This is a genomic window from Nocardioides daejeonensis (assembly GCF_003194585.1).
Taxonomy (GTDB): domain Bacteria; phylum Actinomycetota; class Actinomycetes; order Propionibacteriales; family Nocardioidaceae; genus Nocardioides; species Nocardioides daejeonensis.
The window spans coordinates 337448-359655 of record NZ_QHKZ01000005.1; the positions used below are offsets into that span (position 1 = coordinate 337448).

Sequence of the window (22208 nt, forward strand, 5' to 3'; positions counted from 1 at the left end):
GACGGTGCACTTGACCTTCGACCTTCATCAGCTGGACGAGTTCCTGCTGCTGGGGTCCGTGGTCACCCTGGTCGCCATCCTTGCGGTGCGGGTCACCGCTGGTGCCGGTCTGCCCAGCCTCCTGGTCTATCTGTTCATCGGTGTCGCGCTCGGCGACGGTGGCCTCGGAATCAGGTTCGACGATGCCGAACTCGCCCACGCGCTCGGCTTCGCGGCCCTCGTGCTGATCCTCGCGGAGGGTGGCATCACCACCAAGTGGTCGGAGATCCGACCACTCATCCGCATGGGTACGGCGCTCGCCACGATCGGGGTCCTGGTGAGCGTCTCGGTGGTGGCGGTCCTCGCTCACTACCTGCTCGGCTTCTCGTGGCAGCTGTCGATCCTGCTCGGCGCTGTCTGCTCGCCGACCGACGCCGCGGCGGTCTTCTCCGTGCTCCGCGTCGTGCCTCTGCCCCGGCGCATCTCCGGCACGCTGGAGGCGGAGTCCGGCTTGAACGATGCTCCGACCGTGGTGCTGGTCTCGCTGGTCGCGAGCGGCGCCTTCGCCGAGAAGAGCATCGTCTGGGTCGCCGCGATCATCAGCTACGAGTTGATCGTCGGCGCCCTGCTCGGCGCGCTCGTCGGGTACGCCGGGGCCTGGCTCATGCGTCGCGTCGCGCTGCCCGCGCCCGGCCTGTATCCGCTCGCCATCTTCTCCCTGGCGGTCGGCTCCTATGCCTCCGGCGCAGCGGTCCATGCCAGCGGCTTCGCCGCCGTCTACGTGGCGACGCTGATCCTCGGCAACTCCGACCTGCCGCACCGAGGCGCCACTCGTTCCTTCGTCGAGGGCATCGCCTGGTTGGCGCAGATCGGGCTCTTCGTGATGCTCGGCCTGCTGCTCTCGCCCGAACGGATCAGCCTGAGCGTCGTCGGCCTGGCCCTGGCCGCCGGGATGCTGTTGACCTTCGTGGCCCGGCCGCTCTCGGTCCTGGTCAGCGCCATCGCCCAGCCGATGCGGATCGCCGATCTGACGTTCATCTCCTGGGCGGGGTTGCGTGGCGCGGTGCCTATCGTGCTCACCACGATTCCGTTGGCCGAAGGGGTGGACGACGCCGAGCGGCTCTTCGACATCGTCTTCGTGATGGTGGTGGTGTGGACGCTGCTGACCGGACCGACCCTGCCGATCACGGCACGCTGGCTCGGCCTGACCGGACCCACGCACCAGCCTGAGCTCGACGTCGAAGCAGCACCGCTGGAGCGCATCGCCGCCGATCTGTTGCAAGTGCGGATCGGCGTCGACTCACGGATGCACGGGGTCGAGGTGGGGGAGTTGCGCCTGCCCCACGGGGCCTCGGTGGCCCTGGTCATCCGGGACGGCGAGACGATGGTGCCCGAGCGGCGTACCGTGTTGCGGAGAGGTGACGACCTGCTGGTGGTCACGCCGCGGAAGCTGCGCTCGCTGACCGACCGGCGACTCGCGGAGGTCTCCCAGGGTGGTCGCCTGGCGCACTGGTTGCGCGGCGACCCGGAGCCCGAGTAGAGATCGCCCGGCTCAGGTCACCGGCGGGCTGCAGAAGCTGGCCGCGGACTGAGCGGTCACCGAGGCGGGCGCGTCCTTCGGCATCGGCTGGATCTTCGGTCCGATCACGACGACGACCCCGATGCCGGGCAGGGTCTTGTCGGTGACGATCTTCGTGGCAGGACCGAACTGCTTCGCGACCAGCTCGGCGGCCGGATTGTCCTTGGAGTCGGTCCACACCTGCACGAAGGCGACCTCGGGTGCCTTCACGTTGCCGGAGTTGCCCGGCGCGAAGCCGCGTTCGATCAGCTCTTGCATCGTCTTGCTCGCCATGCCGGCCCGGCCGCTGGCGTTGTAGACACTGACGGTGACCTCCTGCGGGCCCACCTTGGTGCCGGCGGAGATCTGCCGGGTCTCGCACGCTGGCTCGGGGTCGGCGACCAGGGACTGGTCCGGCACCGGAGCCGTCACCGCGCGCATCCCGAAGAAGAGGGCGAAGACACAGAGCGCGGCGAGCACACCCATCGTCAGGGTCTGGTGTTGACGCTGCACGGGGTCAGCCCTCCCACTCGTACACGCGGGCGTGGAGCACCTTGCGCTGGTGGAGCGCGGCGCGCAGTGCCCGATGTAGCCCGTCCTCCAGGTAGAGATCGCCGCGCCAGCGCACGACGTGGGCGAACAGGTCGCCGTAGAACGTCGACTCCTCGGCCAGCAGCGAGTCGAGGTGGAGCGTGTCCTTCACCGTCACCAGCTGGTCGAGACGGACCTGCGTCGGCGCGACCTGGGCCCAGGCGGCCGAGGTCATGTGGTGATCCGGGTAGGGACGCCCGGTGCCGATGCGCTTGAAGATCACCCGCAGGAGTCTACTGGGGCGCCGCTGAGCGGGAGCCCGCTCGTCTACGCTCCGACCATGACCGACACCCAGGCGGAGCAGGCGACTCCAGAACAGCATCCGATCCAGGCGGCGATCGCGCCCGGCTACCGGTTCGACCAGGCGGTGGTCGAGCTCGGGGCGCTCATGGTCGACGCCGAGACGGTCACCGACACGGCGATCCGGATCCCGCTGGCGATGTTCAACCGGCATGGACTCGTCGCCGGGGCGACCGGAACCGGCAAGACGAAGACGCTGCAGGTGCTGGCCGAGCAGCTGAGCGCTGCCGGCGTCGCGGTCTTCGCGGCCGATATCAAGGGCGATCTCTCCGGCCTGGGCATGCCGGGTGAGCAGAGCGACAAGATCGTCGCGCGGGCGGCGGGAGTCGGCCAGCAGTGGCAGCCGACCGGTTTCCCGGTGGAGTTCCTGGCGCTGGGCGGTCGTGGCGTCGGTACGCCGCTGCGGGTGACCATGAGCTCCTTCGGGCCGCTCCTGCTCTCCAAGGTGCTCGGCCTCAACGCCACCCAGGAGTCGTCGTTGGGCCTGGTCTTCCACTACGCGGACAAGGCCGGTCTGCCGTTGCTCGACCTCGCGGACCTACGCGCGGTCGTCCAGCACCTGACCAGTCCGGAGGGCAAGCCGGAGCTCAAGGAGCTCGGCGGCCTCTCCTCAGCGACGGCCGGAGTGATCCTGCGTGAGCTGATCGCCTTCGCCGATCAGGGCGCCGACGCGTTCTTCGGGGAGCCGGAGTTCGACTCGGCCGACCTGCTCCGGATCGACACGGACGGTCGCGGTGTCATCTCCCTGCTGGAGCTGCCGGACCTCGCCGACCGCCCCGCGGTCTTCTCCACCTTCCTGATGTGGCTGCTGGCCGACCTCTTCCACGACCTCCCCGAGGTCGGCGACCTCGACAAGCCCAAGCTGGTCTTCTTCTTCGACGAGGCGCACCTCCTCTTCAAGGACGCCTCCAAGGAGTTCCTGGCGCAGATCGCCCAGACAGTGCGTCTGATCCGCTCCAAGGGCGTCGGCGTCTTCTTCGTCACCCAGTCGCCGACGGACGTGCCGGACGACGTGCTCGCACAGCTCGGCTCCCGCGTGCAGCACCAGTTGCGTGCCCACACCCCCAACGACGCCAAGGCCCTCAAGCAGACCGTCAACACCTACCCGCACCCGGCGTACGCCGACCTCGGCCAGGTGCTGACCTCGCTCGGGATCGGCGAGGCGGTGGTGACGGTGATGAGCGACAAGGGCGCCCCGACCCCGGTCGCCTGGACACGGCTGCGGGCACCGGAGTCGTTGATGGCGCCCGCCGACGCCGCGTGGATGGACGCACGGGTGAGCTCCTCGCCGCTGCATGCCAGGTACGCCGACGCCATCGATCGTGAGTCCGCCCACGAGATCCTGGCGCAGCGCCTCGAGAAGGGCGCGGAGAAGGCCGCGGAGGAGAAGGCGAAGTCGGCCGACGACGGATTGGAGCCGCATCAGCGCGAGGCCGAGAAGCTCTCGAAGCGGCGTACTCCGACTCAGCGGAAACCCGAGAAGGACATCGTGGAGAAGGTCGTAGAGTCCGGCGCATTCAAGGACTTCATGCGGACGGCTGCGCGCGAGATCGCGCGGGGCATGTTCAAGACAGGACGACGATGACCGACTTCGAGGCGATCCACGAGATCAGCCAGCTCAAGTACCGCTACCTGCGCGCCTTCGACACCAAGGACTGGGAGCTGTTCCAGTCCTGCTTCGCCCCGGAAGCGACCTGCGCGTACGGCGGCCTCGACTTCGCGAACGTCACGGACCTGATGGCCTACATGCACAAGAACGTCCGCGAGGGCATGTCGACCATGCATCACGTGCACCACCCGGAGATCGAGGTCGACGGCGACACGGCCACCGGCACCTGGTACCTCACCGACAAGGTGATGTACCCCAAGTACGACTACGCGCTTGAGGGCACCGCCTTCTACGCCGACCGCTACCGCCGCACCGAGGACGGTTGGAAGATCACCCACACCGGCTACACGCGGGTGTGGGAGGCGACCTGGAAGCCTTCCGAGTTGCCCAGCTGGAAGCTCCAGTAGCTTCGGGGTTGGCCGGGCTGGCGGTCGTCGTCAGCTGTACGGATCCCCTGACCGGAACCTCTCAGGGTTACCGGTGGGCAATCACCCTGGGGAAGGAGCAGGTGCCCTCCCGAGGGTGAAGCCGACGTCGACGCGGCACTCCTAGCGTGTGACGGAGAACACTCGGCCTCCGCGCCGAGTGACGATCCGTGCCTCTGTTGAGGCCCGCCAGACGCCAGGAGAACGCATGGCACCCGATTCCGTTGTCGACCATCAACTCAATCTCGTCACTCAAGACGTCCTGACCTGGGGCAGCTGGGGACTGACCTTCGTCGTTCTCGGCGTTGCCATCCAGATGGGTCGCAGGGAGCGGACCCCGTTCTATGTGCTGATGGTGTTCGCCGCCGGCCTCGGAGCCTTCGCGGAGCCGATCTACGACATCTTGATGGCTTTGCACTTCTACTCCACCGACGGGATGTTCACGCACTACACCTCGTTCGACGTGGCTCAGCCGGTCTGGACCCACAGCGGCTACGTGGTGCTCTACGCCAGCGCGGCGATGGGGATCTCGCGGCTCATGTCGAAGGGCATGCTGACGCGCAACAAGCTCTTCGCCTTCGCGGGGATCGAGGTCGTCATGTCGTGCGTCTTCGAGATCTACGGCACCAGCATGGACGGCTACACCTATTGGGGGCCGCATGTCTTCCGCATCTTCGAGTACCCGATCGTCTGCGGTGTCCTCGAGGCGGCTCAGGTGATCACCTTCGCGCTGGCAGCGGCGGTGTTGCGCAAGCACGCCACGCAGACCTGGCACCTGCTTGGCCTGCTCGTGGTCTTCCCGTGCACCTTCTTCCTGGTCAACGTCGGCGCCGGGTGGCCCACCATGGTCGGCCTGCACCTGGAGGACACCTCGCGCACGATCGTCACCATCGGCACGTTGATGAGCTTCGGCCTCGCAGCGGCGGTGGTGCGTCTTGCCGGCGCGATGCTGCCCTACGCGGTTCTCACGCCGGCGCCGGTGCCTGCGTCGACGGAGAGTGAACCGCGGGAGGAGCGCACGCTCGTCTGACCGACGAACACGTGAGGCGCCACCGAGCTGGTCGGCCGGTGGCGCCTCAGCGCGTCGTGATCGTGGTGTCGTCAGGCCTGAGGCTCGGTCCACCCCAGCTGGATCACCTCGACGCCGCGCTCGCGGCTGATCATGCGCCCGCGGCCGTGCTGGGAGGGCTGCGGGCGGAGGTTGTTGAGGAGGCCGCCCTCCTCCGGGCTGCCCGAGAGCATGATGCCCGGCATCGCGAGGTCCCGGATCGACTGCAGCAGCGGGTCGTAGAGGCCGCGTGCGGCGCCGCCCATGCGACGGGTCACCACCACGTGGAAGCCCACATCGCGAGCCTGGGCGAGCAGCGGCACCAGGGCGTGCAGTGGGGAGCCGGCCTGCGTAGCCACCAGGTCGTAGTCATCCACGAGCACCCAAGCCTCGGCACCCGTCCACCAGGAGCGGTTGCGCAACTGGTCGGGAGTCACGTCGGGACCGGGCAGCCTGTTGGTCAGGTAGTCGGCCAGCTCCTTGAGCGCCGGCGTCGCCTGGGAGGCATTGGTCAGGTAGTCGAGCTGGTACTCCGCCGGGATCTCCCCCAGCAGTGAGCGCCGGTAGTCGACCGCGATGATCTGCGCCTGCTCCGGGCTCCGGGTCCGCGTGATCTCAGCGACCAGGCTGCGCAGCAGCGCGCTCTTGCCGGACTGCCCGTCGCCCAGCACCAGGAGGTGTGACTCCTGATCGGGGTCGAGGCCGACCGGGGCGAGCGCCCGCTCGTTGATGCCGAGCAGCAGCCGCTGCGAGTCCGGAGCGAGGCGCCGGAGCTCCTCAAGCGTGACCACGTCGGGAAGCAGCCGCAGCTTGGGTCCACTCGGGCCGTGCCAGGCGGCGGCCACCCGCGCAGCGAGATCGGCGGCGCCGTCGCCCACGGTCTGGGGATCCGGCGTGCCGTCGATGCGAGGCAACGCGCCCAGGAAGTGGAGCTTGCCGGGGATGAGGCCCCGACCTGGGCGCCCGGTGGGGACCAGGGCGGCGACCTTGCGGTCGACCTCGGAGTCGAGGGCGTCGCCGAGGCGCAGCTCCAGCCGGGTGCCGAAGAGGTCGCGCAACGAGGCGCGGAAGTCCGCCCAGCGTGACGCCGCCGCGACGAGGTGGACACCGAAGGTCAGGCCGCGCTGAGCAAGGGCCTGAAGCTCTATCTCCAGGTCGTCGAAGTCTGCGCGCAGCGTGCTCCAGCCGTCGACCAGGACGAAGATGTCGCCGTACCCGTCGTCGATGCGTCCCTCCGCCCGCCGCCGACGGTAGGTCTCGATGGAGTCGATGCCGTGCTCGGCGAAGAACGACTCCCGGTGGTCGACGATGGTCTTCACCTCCGCGACCACGCGGCGTACGACGTCGGGCTCGGCGCGGCTGCCGACACCGGCGAGGTGGGGCAGGTCCCGAAGGCCCGCGAACGTGCCGCCACCGAAGTCGAGGACGAAGAACTGCGTCTCCAACGGGGTGGTGGTCAAGGCCAGCGAGGTCACCAGGGTCCGCAGCAGCGTGCTCTTGCCGGTGCGCGGGCCGCCGACGACCGCGACGTGCCCGGCCGCGCCGGCGAGGGAGACCGTGAGGACGTCGCGACGCTGCTCCCGGGGTCGGTCGACGATGCCCAGCGGGACGGTCAGGCCGCCCGCCTGGCGCCAACGCGGCGAGACCAGGCCGAGGTGGGGTTGCTCGACCAGGTCGTCGAAGAAGGAGTCCAGCGTGTCGGGCACCTCGAGCGGAGGTAGCCAGACCCGGTGCGCGGGCGTGCCACGTCCGATCATCCGGCTGACCGCGACGTCGAGCAGCGACTCCTGGTCCTCGGCGGTCGGCGTCGGCACCGCGGGCTCTTCCTCCACCGGGTCGAGCGAGGTGACCTCGGCGATGGTGAAGGGCAGGATGCCGCGGAGGTTGCCACCTTCGTCGCGGCGTACCCGCACCCGGCCCGAGGGCGGACCGGAGACATAGGCGGCCTTGAAACGGAGCAACGTCGACTGGTCGGGCTTGAGATACCCGAGCCCGGGCACGGCAGGCAGCTCATAGGCGTCCGGGACGCCGAGCACGGTGCGTGACTCGACCGCGGAGAAGGTGCGCAGCCCGATCCGATAGGAGAGGTGGGACTCCAAGCCGCGGAGGCGCCCTTCCTCCAGCCGCTGGCTGGCCAGCAGCAGATGCAGTCCGAGTGAGCGGCCGAGCCGGCCGATCGCGACGAAGAGGTCGATGAACTCCGGCTTCGCGGTCAGCATCTCGGAGAACTCGTCGACCACGATGAAGAGCGACGGCAACGGGGCCAGCGGCTCACCGGAGGCACGCGCCTTCTCGTAGTCACGCACGGAGGCGAAGTTGCCGGCCGCCCGCAGGAGCTCCTGGCGGCGGACCATCTCGCCGGAGAGAGCATCCTGCATGCGGTCGACCAGGGTGAGCTCCTCGGCGAGGTTGGTGATCACCGCGGAGACGTGCGGCATCTCCGCCATCCCGGCGAAGGTGGCGCCGCCCTTGAAGTCGACGAGCACCATGTTGAGCTGCTCGGGCGAGTGGGTCATCGCCAAGCCGAGCACCAGGGTGCGGAGGAACTCGGACTTGCCGGAGCCGGTCGCGCCGATCACCAGGCCGTGCGGTCCCATGCCCTGCTGGGCGGACTCCTTGATGTCGAGGTGCACGGGCGCGCCGTTGTCGGCGACGCCGATCGGCACGCGCAGCCGGTCCCGCGCGGGGCGGGGGCGCCAGGCGCCCTCGGCCTCGAAGGTGTGGACGTCGCCCAGCCCCAGCAGGTCGGTGAACTCGCCGGCACCGGCGGACTCGCTGCTGCCCTCGCTGGCGGTGACCACGCCGAGCGGGGTGAGGCGTCGGGCGAACGCCTCGGCGGTGGCTTGGTCCATCTGGTCGGCCAGCCCCTTCACCGGTTCGGCGCGGAGTCGCAGCGCGGTGACGGGGCGCAGTCCGTCCTCGGTCGGGAGCTCCTCCAACTGCATACGGAGGCGGGACGGGTCGTCGAGCTCGTCCCAACGCTCGGGGAGGTCGACGACGGTGACGCCGTGCAGGCCGTCGGGCGGAATCAGATGGTTGCCCGGCGGCAGCGTCGCGCCGTCGAGGACCAGCAGGATGTGGGGCAGGCTGTGTGCCTCCTCGGCGCCGAACCTCGGTCGCTCGCTGAGCTCGCTGGGCAGCAGGAGACCGAGGTCGTCGAGGGAGGTGGTGACCATCCGCCGGGGCCCGACGGCGTCGCTCGCCTGGGTGCTCAGCGCGTGCGGCAGCCACTTCAGCCAGTCCCACGCGGGCAGGTGACGCTCGTGGGTGAGGACGGCGACCAGCAGGTGCTCAGGACTGTGGAACGCCGCCGCCGAGCAGAGCAGCGCACGGGCCTGGGCACGTGCGGCCTGCTCCTCGCCGGTCACCTCGATGCGGTCGAAGGCACGCAGGTCGATCGCGGCGGGCAGGTTGGGCTGCACCCGGTGGACGACGAGCAGACGGTGCAGTGCACTCGCCGCCGTCGGGTCGACTTGCTCCACCGGCGCCGACTCCGGCGGCACCAGCTCCAGCGAGAGGGGCTGGACGGAGAGTCCGTAGCGGACCTGGAGGAAGTGCTCGTCCCCCGGACCGAGCTCCCAGATCCGAGTGCGGTCCTCGGCGAGTGCCGGAAGCGCCTGGGGCGCCGGGTGGTGCCAGGTCAGCGCCGCGCGCTGCTGGCTGGCCGCGTCGCGGGCCACCTGTCGGATCGTGGCCAAGTAGCGCAGGTACTCGGTGCGGGAGCCGACCACCTGCTGCTGTCGCTGCTTGCGCTGCCGGTCGATCTGCACCGCGATGAAGCCGAGGGTGGCGAAGAGGAACATGCCGCCGGTGATGAAGAGGCGGGAGGAGGACGGCGCTCCCGAGCCGCCGGTGCTCATCGTGGCGACCAGGATGATCGAGCCGACGCTGCCGAGCATCGGGATCGCCATCATCATCGCCTGGCCAGGACCCTCGTGCGGCTGGATCTCGGGCGGGGCCTGCACCTTGATCTGCCCGCTGGGCATCTCCGGCGGGTCGAGCCGGACGCCGCTGCGCAGAGTCGTCAAGGGTCCCCCTTCGGGTGGCCGGTTTCCGAGACGCCCGAGAGCGTGCTCCGGGGCTGCGCCGATCATAAGGGCTCGCTCCGACGGGCCTGCCGGAGCGGAACGACGCGGGGCGGGCTCGGGGCGTCGAGGTCGCGGCCCGGTCGGCACGACGTACTACGCTGCCCGACACCGGCTGAAAGGGGTGTGTCGTGTCCGGTGTCGCCCACACCGACATGGTCTCGGTGACCGTCCACGGTCCGGCAGGCGCGCTGGACCTCATCGTGCCTGCGGGAGCCGCCGCCGACGACCTCACCCGCGAGTACGCCGAGCAGTCCGGTTGGCGGCAAGCCTGGGGACCCCAGCCGCTGCTGCTGGTGACGAGCGGAGGACGGCAGGTTCCGGGACGGTCCACGATGGCTGCCGCCGGCATCGTCTCGGGCGCAGTCCTGGTCGCCACGACGAGCGCTCCCGAACCCGCCCCCACCGCACCCTTGCCACCCGTGCGGGTGCCGGGTGGTGCCGCGGTGGGGCCGTGGCTGGTGGCCGCGGTCTCCGCCGTACTGGCGGTGGTGGCGGGTACCTTGGCCGCTGTCCGCCCCGACAGCACGGGCCACACCGTCACCGTGGCGCTGCTGGCGGTGGCCGCGGTGGGCTGCGTCGTGCCGCTCGGCGCGCACCGTGAGCAGCGCGCGATGGTGGCACCGGCCCTGGCTGGCGCTGCCGCCTTCGCGGTGATCCACGAGCCGGGTGCCGTCCACCTGCCGGTCACCGTTGGTCTGAGCGCGCTGGTGGCGAGCGTCGGCGCCGCCGTCGCGAGAGCCTCCGGTGCGGGAGCGCGGGAGCCGCTCAACGTCTGGATGGTGACCGGGCTGGTCTGGTTCGGGCTCTGCTCCGGCGTCACGCTGACGGGCGCGGCTCCGCAGGTCTACTGGGCCCTCCTGCTGCTCGGAGCGTTGCTGGCCAGTCGTTGGGTGCCCTCCGCAGCCGTCGACGTCCCTGACCGGATGCTGATCGATCTCGACCGGCTGGCGGTCACCGCCTGGTCGGCACGTGAGCGTCGTCCCGGCAAGCGCGGCCGCACCCTGGTTCCGCGTGCGGGGGTGGAGGAGCTGCTCGAGCACGGTGCCCGGGTCGTGGACGCGGGTGCGCTTGCCGTGCTTGCCACCGTCGTGGTGGCGACGCCGCAGGTCACCGCGACGGCCACCCTGGGCGTGGACGCCTGGGGCGCGACGTTGCTGTGCCTGGCCGTCGGGACGGCGTTGCTGCTGGTGGCGCGGAACCTCCGGCACCGGGTAGCGCGGGGCGCGCTGCGTCTGGCCGGGGCCGTGGCGCTCGTCGGCGGCGTGGTGCCGCGGCTCGATACCTTCTCGGAGCTGACGCTGGTGTGGTGCCTGGTCGCTGTGCTGGTCGTCTCGGGAGTGGTGATCGCGGCGGGCGTGGCGACCGGCCGTGGCTGGCGTTCGGTCACCTGGGCGCGACGCGCCGAGATCGTGGAGACGCTCGCCGGAGTGTGTGCGATCGCTGCGACGGTGGTCGCCAGCGGTTGGTTCCGGATGGTCTGGGAGTTCCGCGCCTGAGCGCGGGGCGCCGGTCGGCGCCGTCCAGCTACACGGGGGACCTCTGCCCTCAGCGGAGCACGAGGGAGGCGAGCACCTCACGAGCGATGTGCTCGACCTCGGAGGGAGGGGCAACCATGGTGAGCCGGATCGACACCTCGTAGCCGGGAGCCAGAAAGCCGAACTCCTGCATCGACTTCTTCCCGTCGGTGCCTGCCAGATGATAGGTCCGGCGCCCGAAGTGCTCCTCGTCCGGCAGACGGCGGATCTCCTCGAGGATCGACGCCTTCACCATGCTGTCGACGGCGAGGTCGAAGTCGATCTCGCCGGTCTCGACCGGCGTCGGGTCGCTGACCGCCAGATAGGCCGCGCAGCCGTCGGCGCAGCCGACGACCGCCTCCTCTCCGAGCGTGCCGGGTGGCATCTCCGTGAACCCGTCCGGGAGCCGGACCGTGTAGTGCGTGCGGCGAGCCTCCGGCCCGCTCGCCACCGGTGGCTGCGTCGGCGCCGTGCTCGGGTCGCTGGTGGACGGCGTCCCCGGCGTGGTCGGCGACGGCACGGTCGTCTGCTCGGCGCGCGGTGAGTCGCCCCCGGACTCGTCGGTGCAGGCCGCGCCCAGGAGCAGGACGAGTGCGCAGCCGCCGAGGAGCCGGGCGTGGGTCTGGCGCATGGGGACCTCCCGAGGTCGTCGTCCGTGGGCGCATCAGGAGACTAACCGCCCGCGCCGACTCCGGGCCCGGGCGCGCAGCGGGAGAAATTCACCTGTGGAATTCGATCGGGGCAGGTTTGCCGGGGTGACCCCCGGGTATCCAGCGATTGTGACGGTGCTGACCGTCGCGGCACCAGCGAAGTCATCTCGGGCGGAGCGCCTCCGCCGTTGGTTTGAAGGGATCAGCGCATGAGCATCTCGAAATCTGACCAAGTCCTCCTCGACTCGGCCAAGGACGTCCAGCAGGTCTATGACGACGTCAACAGCGACATCGCGGTCCTCCGCGGCAAGCTCTCCCGGCTCGAGGCCGAGTGGGTCGGTCGTGGCGGCACTGCCTTCCAGAGCACCATCCAGCGGTGGGACGACGCCGCGCGCCGCACTACCGCGGCACTGCTCCGCTTCAAGGAGGAGCTGGGCAACGTGGAATCCAACTACACCGTGACCGAAGACCAGGTCGAGCAGGTGTTCAACCGCTACGCAGCCGGACTCGGCTGAACGACGATCGGCTAGGAGAAGAGCATGGGACTGGGAGACCTCAAGGTCGGCTACGAGGCGCTCGACGCGAGCGCCGGAGACATCCTCAACGCCGCCGCACTGCTGGAGCAGAAGGTCAACGACATGGAGAAGCGCATGCAGGCGCGCAAGCCGGAGTGGAGTGGATCCGACTCCGACGCCTTCGATGCCTGCCGTCTCGAGTGGGACAAGGGCATGGCCGACATGCACATGGCTCTCCAGGCGATCGCCAAGGCCGTCAACCTCTCCAAGGAGGAATACATGTCGACCGAGGCCAACAACCGCAAGCGCTTCATCTGGTGATCCGTCCCGGCGGACATCGTTGACGGCATCGGGCCGCCCTTCTCGGGTCGGCCCGAGACCGTGTCCGGGCCACCTCGCTCCGGTGCCCCCGAGCACCGCTGAGCATTCGTCACGACAGCATCTTCACAGGGGGAGATGACCATGGTGTGGACCTCGCAGGCTCCGCTGCTCGCCACCGTCGCGGCCGATGTCGCCGCCGACGCCGGTGGCAGCGCCAGCACCGAGCTCGACCGCGAGCAGGTCGAGTCCGTCGCGGCCGACACGCTCAAGTTCGCTGAACAGCTCGAGGGGTCGACGGAGTTCAAGGACTCGGTCGCCCACGTGAGCAGTGTCGGTCTCGGAGGGCTCGACGAGTCCACGACGCTGGCGCAGCTGCACACGGCGGCGCACGTGATCGTCTTCGACACCCTCAAGGGGCTGCGCGCCGACATCGAGGGGTTCGCCGTCGGGCTCAACCAGGCAGTCGCCGCGGTCGACGAGAGCGACCAGCTGAGCGCCACCGTCCTGAACCAGATCGCCGCCATCGATGCGACCGACCACGCCGACCGGGCGCGGGCCGAGTCGCAGCAGGCGCATGCGCCGATCGGGGGAGCCGAGGCATGACTGCCAGCAACGTCGGTGACAACCCGGAGATGGGCCCGTACGAGCGCAGGCTCGCCGAGGTGATCGCCTCGGCGCAGCCCGGCGAGATCGACAAGGCGGCTGCTGCCTGGCTCTCGGGTGTGACCACGCTCGAGCAGGCGTCCGGCCAGATCGTGGCGCAGCAGACGAAGCTGCAGGACAAGCGCACCTTCGGAGAGCCCGGCCTCCGTGCCGGCGAGGCGTACGCCGTCGTCAACACCCAGGTCGCCGCCCGCCGCGCCGAGATGCAGGAGATCGCCGACGCACTCACCGCCGCCTCGGTAGCGCTCACCGCCGCGCAGTCCACCCAGCTGCCCGCCGTCCTGCCTGGTGCGGACCCCGAGGTGGTCCGCAACGCCGAGGCCGACAACGTCGCCATCCGCGAGCTCGCCAAGAACGATCAGCGCGCCTCCAGCCTCGATGCGCGCGAGCGAGAGTCGAAGAAGGCCCTGAAGTCGTTGCAGACCGCGCTCGACCAGGCGGCCGAGAAGATGCGGCCGGTCGTCGGGGAGTCGCGAGACACCGACCCGATCCCGACGCCCGTCGCTACCGGCCCGGGCACGCCGGGACGCACCCGCACGCCGGCTCCCGGCGTGATCGGCACGCCGACGCTGGTCACGCCGACGACGCCGACCACCCCGGTCACCCCGGTCACCCCGACGATCCCGACCGAGAACCCGCCGCCGGTCACGCACTTCCCGCCGACGAACCCCGCGCCCGACAACGACACGGCGGGCCCGCTTGCGCCCTTCGCGCCGTCGGCTCCGTCGACCGTGCCGGCAGCCACGACGCCCGGCACCACACCGGGAGTCCCTGGAACCAGCGCGGCAACGGGTGTCACCGCGGCACTGGCCAGTACGACGGCCGCGGTGGCGCTGACGCGAGGATCGTCTCCGCTGACCGGCCTGGCGCCCGGCACCTCGACCGCTCAGCTGGGACGTTCGGCCACCTCGGTTCCGCGGGGGACCCTGGGCCGTGCGGGGATGACACCGGGCCAGTCGGCGACCGGCGCACGCGGTACCTCGGCGGGCGCGCGAGGAGCCGCCTCAGGCGGACGCACCGGTATGGCGCCCGGCCAGAGCGGCACCCGAGGTGTCGCCGGGCGGCGCGGGCCGGCTGCGGCCGCGGGCACCGGGGGACGATCGGGTCGGCGGGAGCGCGACGAGGCCGAGCGTGAGGCCCTGGCGTACGACGACCGCGACGCCTGGCTCGACGACGACGATGCCAGCGGCGCGGTGCTCTCCTGACACGGTCGGTGCACTCCTGGGAAGGTGTGGACACGGCTCCCGCACCCTGTCGGTCCGGGCCAGTAGGGTGCAGGGCAGTCACTGGGCCGCGTGGCCCGCTTCTCGACAGGAGTGATGGGGACCGATGACGCAGCCCGGTATGTCGCCCAGCACCTCGGGCCTGGTCCGGGTCACCGTGGCCTCGGGCAGTCGCCGGATCGACCTGGTGCTTCCGGGGGCGGTCCCGGTCGCTGAGCTGGCACCTGAGCTCGCTCGCGGTGTCGGGCTGCTCGATGCCGCCACCGTGCATGGCGGCTACCACCTCACCGCGCCCGACGGCCGCCGACTCTCCGGCGATGCCGGCCTGATCCTCCAGGGCATCGAGGACGGCGCACTGCTGACCGTCGGCGCCGGGGTCAACGACGCGGCGCCACGCGTCTACGACGACGTGGTGGAGGCGATGGCAGACGCGGTGGAGCGCGACCTGCGTCCGTGGTCGCCGGCCGCCGGACGTCGTACCGCGCTCACCACGGCGACCGGGCTCCTGCTGGTCGGTGCGTTCGCTCTGCTCCTGCAGCGTGAGTCGGTGCTGGGCGCCGCCGCTGCCGCGGTGACGGCCTTCCTGCTGATCGTCGGAGGCATCACCTTGAGCCGGGCGCAACGGGAGCGCGAGGCCGCCGTCTGCCTCGCCTGGCTCGGCACCGGGTACGCCGCCGTCGCCGCGGTCATGGCCGTCTCCGACCATCCACTGACCGACCCGGTCACCCTCGCCGCAGGCGGAGGGGGAGCGCTGGTGGCGGGGCTGGTCGGTTTGGTCGGCCTCGACGCCGGGCGAGTGCTGCTCATCCCGGCCGTCGTGGTGGGCAGCATCCTGGCGGCCTGCGGCCTGGTGATGGACGCCGCTGGAGTCGACGAGGTCGCCGAGGCGTTCACCATCGTGCTGGTGGTCGTCGTGATCGCCGGCAGCCTGCTCCCCTGGCTCGCGCTCAGCTCGACCCGCACCCGCGTGGCCCAGGTCTACTCCACCGAAGACATCACGGCGGAGCCGCTGCCGATCCACGCCGACCAGGTCCGCCAGGACGCCCAGATCGGCCACGAGCTGCTACTCGCGGTCTCGGTCACCGTCGGGGCGCTGCTGGTGCTGATCGCGCCGATGGCGGTCTCCCTGGGGCTCTTCGGGAGCCTGGTCGTCGTCGCCGGGTGTGCCGTGGTGATGCTGCGCACTCGCCAGTACCGCTCGGGCAGCCACGTCCTGGTGGGCCTGGCCTCCGGCGTGCTCGGGCTCCTGGTGGCGGCGCTGTCGATCCTGGTCGTGCATCCGGACTGGCGGCCCTCGCTGGCCGTGGTGCTTGCGGCGACCGGCGCGCTGCTGCTGGCCTCGACCCTGGTGCCGAGCACGGAGTCGGTCCGGCGCGGCCGTGTCGGCGACGTCGCCGAGGTGGTCGCGCTTGTCGCGTTGCTGCCCCTGCTCCTGGTCGCCCTCGGTGTGGTCGGCGGCTGATGGCCAGCAAACGGGATCTCGTCGAGGCGCACGCCTTCAGCCGCCGCCGCCTGGTCACCGCCTTCCTGAGCGGAGCCCCGGGCGGCCGTGAGGTGGAGCCGGTCCGTCAGGGCCGCGCGCTGGTCGGAGGAATCGCGCTCTCGGTCCTGTTGCTGGCCGGTGCCGCGATCGCCGGCTTCTTCAAGACGCCGACGCCGGCGGACTGGCGTGATGCCGGCATCATCGTGGGGGAGCGCAACACCACCTACGTCATCCTGGAGGACGGCGCTCCACCCTTGCGCCTGGTCAACGTGACCTCGGGAATGCTGCTGCTCGGCAACGACGTCCAGCTGCGTTCAGTCGCGCAGGAGGAGATCAACAAGGCGGCCTCTGACCGGTTCATCGGAATCTTCGGGGCCCCCGACGATCCTCCGGCCGCGGACGACCTCGTCGACAGTGGGTGGACGGCGTGTGTGGCCGACGCCGGTGGGATGCGGCTGCGCATCGATGATGCGGCGACCGCGACGCCCGCACCGACCGGTGCGTTCTTCGCCCATGGCCCAGGCAAGGACTCCCACTACCTGGTGGTGGAGGGCGAGGGTGGCGCCCACCGGCTGCCGTTGCCGCGCGGCCAGCGCGTGCGCAACGACCTGGCAAGCGCACTGCGAGGGGTTCCCGACCTCGGCGAGGTCCCGGCCACGTGGCTGGACCTGTTGCCGGTCGGGGATGCCCTGACCGAGGAGACCTTCCCGGTCCGGACCTTCGGGGAGCCCGCCTCGTGGGCCCGCGAGGGTTCGCCTACGGTCGGTCAGGTCGTCTCCGTCAACGGGCAGCGTCAGTTGATCGGTGACGACGGGCCGATGCCGCTCGACGCCTTCGCGGAGGCCATCTACCGGACCTTGCTCGATGCACCCGAGGCGACCAGCAGCGGACCGCTCGGAGTCGCGCCGATCCCCGTGCCGGCCACCTGGCCGGCGCAACTGCCCGAGGCTACCGACGTCGACGCAGACGATGACGGCACTGCCGAGGGCTGCCTGGTGCTTGACGCGGCGCCGGGTCGCGCTGCGGTGAGCCGGCTCGCCGTCTCACCTGCGCCGCCGGCCAGTGCCGCCGAGACGGGCGGACGCACCCGGGTCGACGTCGCTGTCGGCCGGGGTGCCTACGTGCTCAGCGCCGACCATGGCGCTCGCGCCGGCGGCCAGCCGTGGCTGATCGACCGCTGGGGGCGCCGCTATGCACTCGGCGGGCCGGCCGGCGACACGGCGGAGCGCCTGGGCTATGGAGGGCACGAGCCGGTCACTGTCCCCGACGCTTGGCTCGAGCTGGTGAGCGACTGCGGCCCCGAGCTCTCCCAGCAACTGGCTCTCGGGGTCCCGGACCTGTCGCAGCAGCAGTCGTCATGCGAGTAGCCGCCACCGCCCCCTCGGGGCGGCGCGGTCGCCGCCTCCTGTTGCCCGGCCTGGTGCTGCTCACCTCGCAGCTGTGGGTGAGTCCGGCTACGGCCGATGTCGACGAGGACGAGGTGTGTGTCGTCGTACGCCCGGAGGGCGACTACCAGAGCCGGCCGCCGGACGCAGAGTCGTCGTCGGCGATCGCCGAGCCGTTGCGACTTGCCGAGGCGCACGGCTGGGCCACGGGCAAGGGGATCGGGGTGGCCGTCCTCGACACGGGTGTCGACCCGGCGGCGTCGACGCACCTCAGCATGCGGAGCCCGGTGAGCGTTCCCGGAGTGCAACGCAAGCTGTACGACGGGCACGGCACCTGGGTTGCCGGCCTGGTCGCCGGTCACGCCGAGGGCGAGGTGCTCGGCGTGGCGCCGGCCGCCCATGTCGTGCCCATCCGGGTGGCCGACGGCGGCCGCGAGCTGGTGGAGAGCTACAGCTCCCAGGTCGCGTTGACCGGCGTGACCGCAGACAACATCGCACGCGGGATCCGCGAGGCACTCGCTCGCCGCAGGGCGCAGAACATCCGCGTCATCAACATCTCGTTGTCGGTGCGTGAGGAGAGCCCGGCGCTGGAGCGGGCGGTGCGCGCTGCCGGCAAGGCGGGCGTGCTGGTCGTGGCGGCGGCCGGCAACCGCCCCCAGCCGGAGGCCGGGGCAACGGGCCCCGACGAGGATGCCTTCCAGCCCGGCGAGGACCGGGTGCCCTTCCCCGCGCGCTACGACGACGTGCTCGCGGTCACTGCGCTGGCGCCGGACCTCAGCCTGGCTCCCTCCTACGTCGAGACCGGTCCGGGTGTCGACGTCGCGGCGCCGGTCGTGGGAGCGAAGACCGTGGGTGCTGAGGGGCAGACCTGCCTCCTGCCCAGCGTCGCCACCAGCTGGGCGACCGCCGAGGTCAGCGGCCTGGCCGCCCTCGTCTTCGAGCGCTACCCCGACCTCACTGCCGCTCAGGTGCGCACCCGCATCGAGGCGACTGCTCGCGGCGTCACCTCGGCCCATGCCCTCGACGGCCACGGGATGGTGCAGCCGGTGGCCGCCCTCACCGCCGAGCTCGACATCGGCCGCGACGGGCGGCTCGTCAGGGGCGAGCCCGAGGTCGAGACGGTGCCTCCGTTGCGCGCGCCCGTTGCGGCGGAGGACGAGCTGGCGGACGCTCGCCGGCAGTTCCGTTGGTGGGGGCTCTTCGCCGGTGGCGCGCTGGTGCTCGCCCTGCTGCTGCGACCGCTGGCCCGTCGACAGCAGCGCTGAGACGCCAGCTTCGTCCGGTCGAGAAACCACAGCTCACGGCTGTTGCCGGCGTACGCACGACTGCGTCCAGAAAGAGAAAGGCCCCTCGTGCACCCGGTAGAGCCCGCCTGCCCTTGCTGCCTTCCGGCCCTGGGGGAGTTCAGCGAGATGCCGCCGCACGAGGGGTTGCCCCAACTCTAGACGATCTCCCGGAGCCACCCCACCTCCGGCTCCCTCCGCGACGGCCACGTCATGCTTTTCGCTCGCGTCGGCTCGCTGAACGCATGACGTCCGACGGCGGGGTGGGCGGATTTCATCCGTACGACGCCCACAGGTAGGCTCCTCCGCGGAGGTATCGCCTAGTGGCCTATGGCGCTCGCTTGGAAAGCGGGTTGGGTTAACGCCCTCGGGGGTTCGAATCCCCCTACCTCCGCCATCGGAACCGTCGTCCGGAATCGGGCGGCGGTTCTCTGCTTCTCCGGGCGGGAGGTGCGCTGGCCCTCAGCAGCGTGGTCGCGGACCGTGCGAGACTCGGCCGCCGAAGGAGGTGCCGCGTGGTGTACGTGAAGGCGACGGAGCGGGAGCAGCAGATCGTCGCTGCCGCGATCCGGGTCCTGGAGGAGGTGGGGGTGCCCGGCGCCACGATGCGTGCGGTGGCTGCTGCGGCAGACGTGCCGCTGGGCACGCTGCACTACGTCTTCCCTTCCAAGGATCAGCTCCTGGCGGCGGTCATCAGCACCGTGGTCGAGGAAGTCGCTGCCTCGCTGCGGTCCGAGGTCTCCCCCGAACACGGGCTGGAGCACGCGCTCAGACACGGCGTCACGCTCTTCTGGGAGGAGTTGCTCGCGAACCGGGTGGGTCTGCAGATCATGCAGTACGAGCTAGCGATGTATTCGGCGCGCAGCGATCGCGGTGGTGCGCTGGCCCGACTCGCGTTCCAGCGCTACACCGCGTTGCTGGCCGAGCTCTGCGAAGAGGCAGCGCGGGCTTCGGGGGAGCGGTGCGCGGTGGGGTTCGACGTGCTCGGACGCCTGCTGCTGGCCGTCCAGGACGGCCTCATCATCCAATACATCGCGTGCCCCGACGCTGATCGGGTGCGGGGTGACACCGCGTACGCCGTCGACATGGTGCTGCGGCTCGCGGACCCACGGCCGGCCGAGGGATAGCGCCGGGAGGACCGCTCGCCCCGGCACCCGGGCGGGCTTGTGGTCGACCGGCGCTGCGGCGTACGCTCTTAAGTCGGACGGACGTCCGACTTAAGGAGTCAGGATGGACAAGACGACGGTGGTCGTGGTGGGGGCCGGGTTGTCCGGGCTGGTCGCCGCCCGCGAACTGGTCAGCGCTGGCGTGGACGTGGTCGTCGCCGAGGCCGCTGATCGGGTTGGCGGGCGGACCCTCGCGGAGACGTCGGTGCTGGGCTCGCGACTCGACCTCGGCGGCACCTGGATCGGCCACGACCATCACCGGGTGACCGAGCTGGCTGCGGAGCTCGGCGCCACCGTCTTCCCGATGCACACCGGAGCGCTTCCGCTGGTGACCGACGGCGCACGTCGTACGACGCCACTCGTCCGAGCCGGCCTGCCGGCCGGTGCGGCGCTCGCGCTCCTGGCGCTCGCCGCTCGACGCGAGTCACGCGCGACGTGGCAGGACCTGACCGTCGCGTCCTGGCTGGGCCGCGTCCCGGGCCGGAGCGCCCGGCGGTTGCTCGAGGTGCTCACGCAGGTCTCGTGGACCACGGACCCTGATCGGCTCTCGGCGCGGACCATGATCGACCTGATCTCCCGGCAAGGTGGACTGCGCACGATGCTGTCGACGCGCGGAGGCGCTCAGGACTCCTTGGTGGCGGAGGGGGTCGGCACGCTCGCTGAGCGGATCGCCGACGAGCTCGGCGAACGCGTGCGCCTGGCACACCGGGTCACCCGCATCGTGCGCGCACCGGAGGGGATCACGCTGGAGACGGAGGGCGGCGGGCTCCGCGCTGCTCGCGTCATCGTCACGGTACCGCCGCCGGTGGCCGCGCGGATCGTGCACGATCCGCCCCTCCCGCCCCGGCGCGCGGCGTTGGAGCAGGGCACCTATCTGGGCACCGTCCACAAGGCGATCGCCGTCTACGAGCGGCCCTTCTGGCGGGAGCGGCGGGGCGGCGAGCTGCTCCTCCTGGGCAGGCCGGGCGGAGCGGTCTTCGACACCAGTCCACCGGGCGGCCCCGGCCATCTCACCCTGCTCTTCGGTGGTGCCGAGGCGCGCGCCCTGGACGCGCTGGAGGGCGGGGTTCGGCGGACCCGGGTCCTCGATGCGCTCGAGCCCCACCTCGGTTCGGAGGTACGCCGCTACGCGGGGTGGCATGAGAAGTCGTGGCACCTCGACGAGTACGCGGGAGGAGGCTACGTGGTGCTCCCCGCTCCGGGCGCCACCGACGGCAGGTACGACCTCGCCTCCGAGCCGGTCGACGGCATCCACTGGGCGGGGGCGGAGACAGCGGTGGACCATCCGGGCTATCTCGACGGCGCGATCGAGTCCGGCCGCCGTGCGGCGCGCACGGTGCTTGCCGAGCTTGGCGGCGGGTGAGTCGGAGAAGCGGGTGCGGTGCGGCGGAGTGACGCCGGCTGTCGACAGTGCCGACTATCCTCACGGCCATGCGTCTCCGCCTGCTCACTGCCGCCGCGCTCACCGGTGTGCTCGCGCTCACCGGGTGTGGCGGTGGCGAGCAGCTGGTCGAGGAGGAGCCGACCTCGGCGGCGAGCGGCTCCGCGCCCGAGGGCGATGCCCCGGGGGCCGTCGTACCCTCCGATCTCGCCTCGCTGGTCGACGAATACAACAAGTCGGCGCCCCCGGTGACCGACGCGAGCGCGGAGGCGCCTCCGGAGACGGTGAAGCTCGGTGCCGATGTGGGCTGGCCGCAGTGCCCCGAGGGGGTCGGCATCCCGGAGAAGCAGGGCCAGGGGCAGCCGATGCCCGACGCGGACTCGGAGTTCGTGATCATCGGGCTCACCAACAGCCCGTCGTTCACCCGCAATCCCTGCATCGAGGAGCAGGTGGCCTGGGCACAGGAGCGTGATCTCTGGATCGGCGCCTACTCGGTGGTCAGCTTCCCGCGGCAGGAGGAGATCGAGGAGTACGGCGGCACCGGCCCGTGGGACGGCAGCTCTGATCTGGGCGCGCTGCGCAACGTGGGGTACGCCGCTGCGCGCTACAACGCGGCCACGCTGCGGAAGCTGCGACTCGACGTACCGCTGGTGTGGATCGACGTCGAGCCTGTGCCGAAGTTCGACTGGAGCGAAGACAAGGCGGCCAACGCGGCGGTGATCGTCGGCATGGCGCGGGGGTACCGAGAGACCGGCTACCGGATCGGCGCCTACTCGCTGCCGTCGATGTGGTCCGCGATCGCCGGTGATCTCCGGCTCTACGCGCCCGAGTGGCGCCCTGCGGGGGACCGGGGCCAGGGAGAGGCCGAGAGCCGCTGTGGCGAGGGCTGGTCGTTCCAGGGCGGCAACGCGGTCCTGGTGCAGTGGGTCGAGGACGGCCGGGACCACAACGTGCCCTGCCCGGGCGTCGAGCTCGAGCCGGAGCGCTGGTTCTTCCGCTACTGAGCCTGCCGCTACCTCTTGTCGG

General features: G+C 71.0%; 19 protein-coding genes, 1 tRNA gene and 1 other RNA gene. 16 read left to right on the top strand and 5 right to left on the bottom strand.

The genetic code is table 11. From position 1 onward, the window contains the following. Window positions 1-10: 10 nt before the first annotated feature. Window positions 11-1519 carry a potassium/proton antiporter gene (locus DNK54_RS15155; protein ID WP_110207910.1) on the top strand — a complete coding sequence of 503 codons (1509 nt, stop codon included), beginning with the start codon at window positions 11-13 and terminating at the stop codon, window positions 1517-1519. 12 nt (window positions 1520-1531) lie between these two features. Here DNK54_RS15155 and DNK54_RS15160 read toward each other — a convergent pair whose 3' ends face one another. Then, entirely contained in the window at window positions 1532-2050 is a 519-nt protein-coding gene (locus DNK54_RS15160; protein WP_110207820.1) for a LytR C-terminal domain-containing protein, read from the bottom strand. 4 nt (window positions 2051-2054) lie between these two features. Then, entirely contained in the window at window positions 2055-2351 is a 297-nt protein-coding gene (locus DNK54_RS15165) for a type II toxin-antitoxin system VapB family antitoxin (RefSeq protein ID WP_110207821.1), read from the bottom strand. A 57-nt stretch (window positions 2352-2408) separates the two neighbouring features. Between DNK54_RS15165 and DNK54_RS15170 the strand changes: the two genes are divergently transcribed. The 3 genes from DNK54_RS15170 (at window position 2409) to DNK54_RS15180 (ending at window position 5492) form a co-directional block, all read left to right on the top strand. Further along, window positions 2409-4013, top strand: coding sequence for a helicase HerA-like domain-containing protein (locus DNK54_RS15170; RefSeq protein WP_110207822.1), 1605 nt, complete (start codon window positions 2409-2411; stop codon window positions 4011-4013). After that, window positions 4010-4444: a nuclear transport factor 2 family protein gene (locus DNK54_RS15175; protein WP_110207823.1), complete on the top strand. Its 435-nt coding sequence runs from the start codon at window positions 4010-4012 to the stop codon at window positions 4442-4444. Before DNK54_RS15170 ends, DNK54_RS15175 begins: the two co-directional genes overlap by 4 nt. A gap of 226 nt (window positions 4445-4670) precedes the next feature. Continuing rightward, window positions 4671-5492, top strand: coding sequence for a hypothetical protein (locus DNK54_RS15180; RefSeq protein ID WP_110207824.1), 822 nt, complete (start codon window positions 4671-4673; stop codon window positions 5490-5492). A 71-nt stretch (window positions 5493-5563) separates the two neighbouring features. Here the strand turns inward: DNK54_RS15180 and eccCa are convergent, their stop codons facing one another. Then, complete coding sequence (gene eccCa / locus DNK54_RS15185) at window positions 5564-9538, bottom strand: type VII secretion protein EccCa (protein ID WP_239460118.1); 3975 nt, start codon at window positions 9536-9538, stop codon at window positions 5564-5566. A 188-nt stretch (window positions 9539-9726) separates the two neighbouring features. Here eccCa and DNK54_RS15190 point away from each other — a divergent pair, with 188 nt between their 5' ends. Next, a complete protein-coding gene (locus DNK54_RS15190; RefSeq protein ID WP_110207826.1) occupies window positions 9727-11094 on the top strand; it encodes a ubiquitin family protein in 1368 nt (455 codons plus the stop codon). 49 nt (window positions 11095-11143) lie between these two features. Here DNK54_RS15190 and DNK54_RS15195 read toward each other — a convergent pair whose 3' ends face one another. Beyond that, window positions 11144-11743 (bottom strand): hypothetical protein, encoded by a 600-nt coding sequence (locus tag DNK54_RS15195; protein WP_110207827.1) that lies wholly within the window; start codon window positions 11741-11743, stop codon window positions 11144-11146. A gap of 228 nt (window positions 11744-11971) precedes the next feature. Here DNK54_RS15195 and DNK54_RS15200 point away from each other — a divergent pair, with 228 nt between their 5' ends. From DNK54_RS15200 to DNK54_RS15230, 7 genes are all read left to right on the top strand, one after another. After that, window positions 11972-12277, top strand: coding sequence for a WXG100 family type VII secretion target (locus DNK54_RS15200; RefSeq protein ID WP_110207828.1), 306 nt, complete (start codon window positions 11972-11974; stop codon window positions 12275-12277). A gap of 24 nt (window positions 12278-12301) precedes the next feature. Beyond that, window positions 12302-12598 carry a WXG100 family type VII secretion target gene (locus DNK54_RS15205; RefSeq protein WP_110207829.1) on the top strand — a complete coding sequence of 99 codons (297 nt, stop codon included), beginning with the start codon at window positions 12302-12304 and terminating at the stop codon, window positions 12596-12598. Window positions 12599-12739: 141 nt separating this feature from the next. Further along, window positions 12740-13201, top strand: a complete 462-nt coding sequence (locus DNK54_RS15210) for a hypothetical protein (RefSeq protein ID WP_162602484.1) — start codon at window positions 12740-12742, stop codon at window positions 13199-13201. Next, window positions 13198-14466: a hypothetical protein gene (locus DNK54_RS15215; protein ID WP_110207831.1), complete on the top strand. Its 1269-nt coding sequence runs from the start codon at window positions 13198-13200 to the stop codon at window positions 14464-14466. Before DNK54_RS15210 ends, DNK54_RS15215 begins: the two co-directional genes overlap by 4 nt. Before the next feature lie 124 nt (window positions 14467-14590). Continuing rightward, the gene (eccD, locus tag DNK54_RS15220) at window positions 14591-15946 is read left to right on the top strand and encodes a type VII secretion integral membrane protein EccD (RefSeq protein ID WP_110207832.1); all 1356 of its coding nucleotides are present in this window, start codon (window positions 14591-14593) and stop codon (window positions 15944-15946) included. Then, window positions 15946-17334 (top strand): type VII secretion protein EccB, encoded by a 1389-nt coding sequence (locus DNK54_RS15225; RefSeq protein ID WP_110207833.1) that lies wholly within the window; start codon window positions 15946-15948, stop codon window positions 17332-17334. Before eccD ends, DNK54_RS15225 begins: the two co-directional genes overlap by 1 nt. After that, window positions 17325-18617, top strand: coding sequence for a S8 family serine peptidase (locus DNK54_RS15230; protein ID WP_110207834.1), 1293 nt, complete (start codon window positions 17325-17327; stop codon window positions 18615-18617). Before DNK54_RS15225 ends, DNK54_RS15230 begins: the two co-directional genes overlap by 10 nt. A 76-nt stretch (window positions 18618-18693) precedes the next feature. On the opposite strand, the gene ffs is transcribed toward DNK54_RS15230, so the two are convergent. Beyond that, window positions 18694-18784, bottom strand: an RNA gene (gene ffs / locus DNK54_RS15235) — signal recognition particle sRNA small type. A 160-nt stretch (window positions 18785-18944) separates the two neighbouring features. On the opposite strand from ffs, the gene DNK54_RS15240 reads away from it, so the two are divergent. The 4 genes from DNK54_RS15240 (at window position 18945) to DNK54_RS15255 (ending at window position 22186) form a co-directional block, all read left to right on the top strand. After that, a tRNA-Ser gene (locus DNK54_RS15240) sits at window positions 18945-19032 on the top strand. Between the two features lie 118 nt (window positions 19033-19150). After that, on the top strand, window positions 19151-19762 hold the full coding sequence (locus DNK54_RS15245; protein WP_110207835.1) for a TetR/AcrR family transcriptional regulator: 612 nt from the start codon (window positions 19151-19153) through the stop codon (window positions 19760-19762). Between the two features lie 103 nt (window positions 19763-19865). After that, window positions 19866-21164, top strand: coding sequence for a flavin monoamine oxidase family protein (locus DNK54_RS15250; protein ID WP_110207836.1), 1299 nt, complete (start codon window positions 19866-19868; stop codon window positions 21162-21164). A gap of 68 nt (window positions 21165-21232) precedes the next feature. Further along, entirely contained in the window at window positions 21233-22186 is a 954-nt protein-coding gene (locus DNK54_RS15255; protein ID WP_110207837.1) for a glycoside hydrolase family 25 domain-containing protein, read from the top strand. The last annotated feature ends 22 nt before the right edge of the window (window positions 22187-22208 follow it).

Coding starts and splice junctions, on each gene's coding strand:
- DNK54_RS15170 (WP_110207822.1), top strand. CDS start 2,409: ATGACCGACACCCAGGCGGAGCAGGCGACTCCAGAACAGCATCCGATC.
- DNK54_RS15175 (WP_110207823.1), top strand. CDS start 4,010: ATGACCGACTTCGAGGCGATCCACGAGATCAGCCAGCTCAAGTACCGC.
- DNK54_RS15180 (WP_110207824.1), top strand. CDS start 4,671: ATGGCACCCGATTCCGTTGTCGACCATCAACTCAATCTCGTCACTCAA.
- DNK54_RS15195 (WP_110207827.1), bottom strand. CDS start 11,743: ATGCGCCAGACCCACGCCCGGCTCCTCGGCGGCTGCGCACTCGTCCTG.
- DNK54_RS15200 (WP_110207828.1), top strand. CDS start 11,972: ATGAGCATCTCGAAATCTGACCAAGTCCTCCTCGACTCGGCCAAGGAC.
- DNK54_RS15205 (WP_110207829.1), top strand. CDS start 12,302: ATGGGACTGGGAGACCTCAAGGTCGGCTACGAGGCGCTCGACGCGAGC.
- DNK54_RS15210 (WP_162602484.1), top strand. CDS start 12,740: ATGGTGTGGACCTCGCAGGCTCCGCTGCTCGCCACCGTCGCGGCCGAT.
- DNK54_RS15215 (WP_110207831.1), top strand. CDS start 13,198: ATGACTGCCAGCAACGTCGGTGACAACCCGGAGATGGGCCCGTACGAG.
- eccD (WP_110207832.1), top strand. CDS start 14,591: ATGACGCAGCCCGGTATGTCGCCCAGCACCTCGGGCCTGGTCCGGGTC.
- DNK54_RS15225 (WP_110207833.1), top strand. CDS start 15,946: ATGGCCAGCAAACGGGATCTCGTCGAGGCGCACGCCTTCAGCCGCCGC.
- DNK54_RS15230 (WP_110207834.1), top strand. CDS start 17,325: ATGCGAGTAGCCGCCACCGCCCCCTCGGGGCGGCGCGGTCGCCGCCTC.
- DNK54_RS15250 (WP_110207836.1), top strand. CDS start 19,866: ATGGACAAGACGACGGTGGTCGTGGTGGGGGCCGGGTTGTCCGGGCTG.
- DNK54_RS15255 (WP_110207837.1), top strand. CDS start 21,233: ATGCGTCTCCGCCTGCTCACTGCCGCCGCGCTCACCGGTGTGCTCGCG.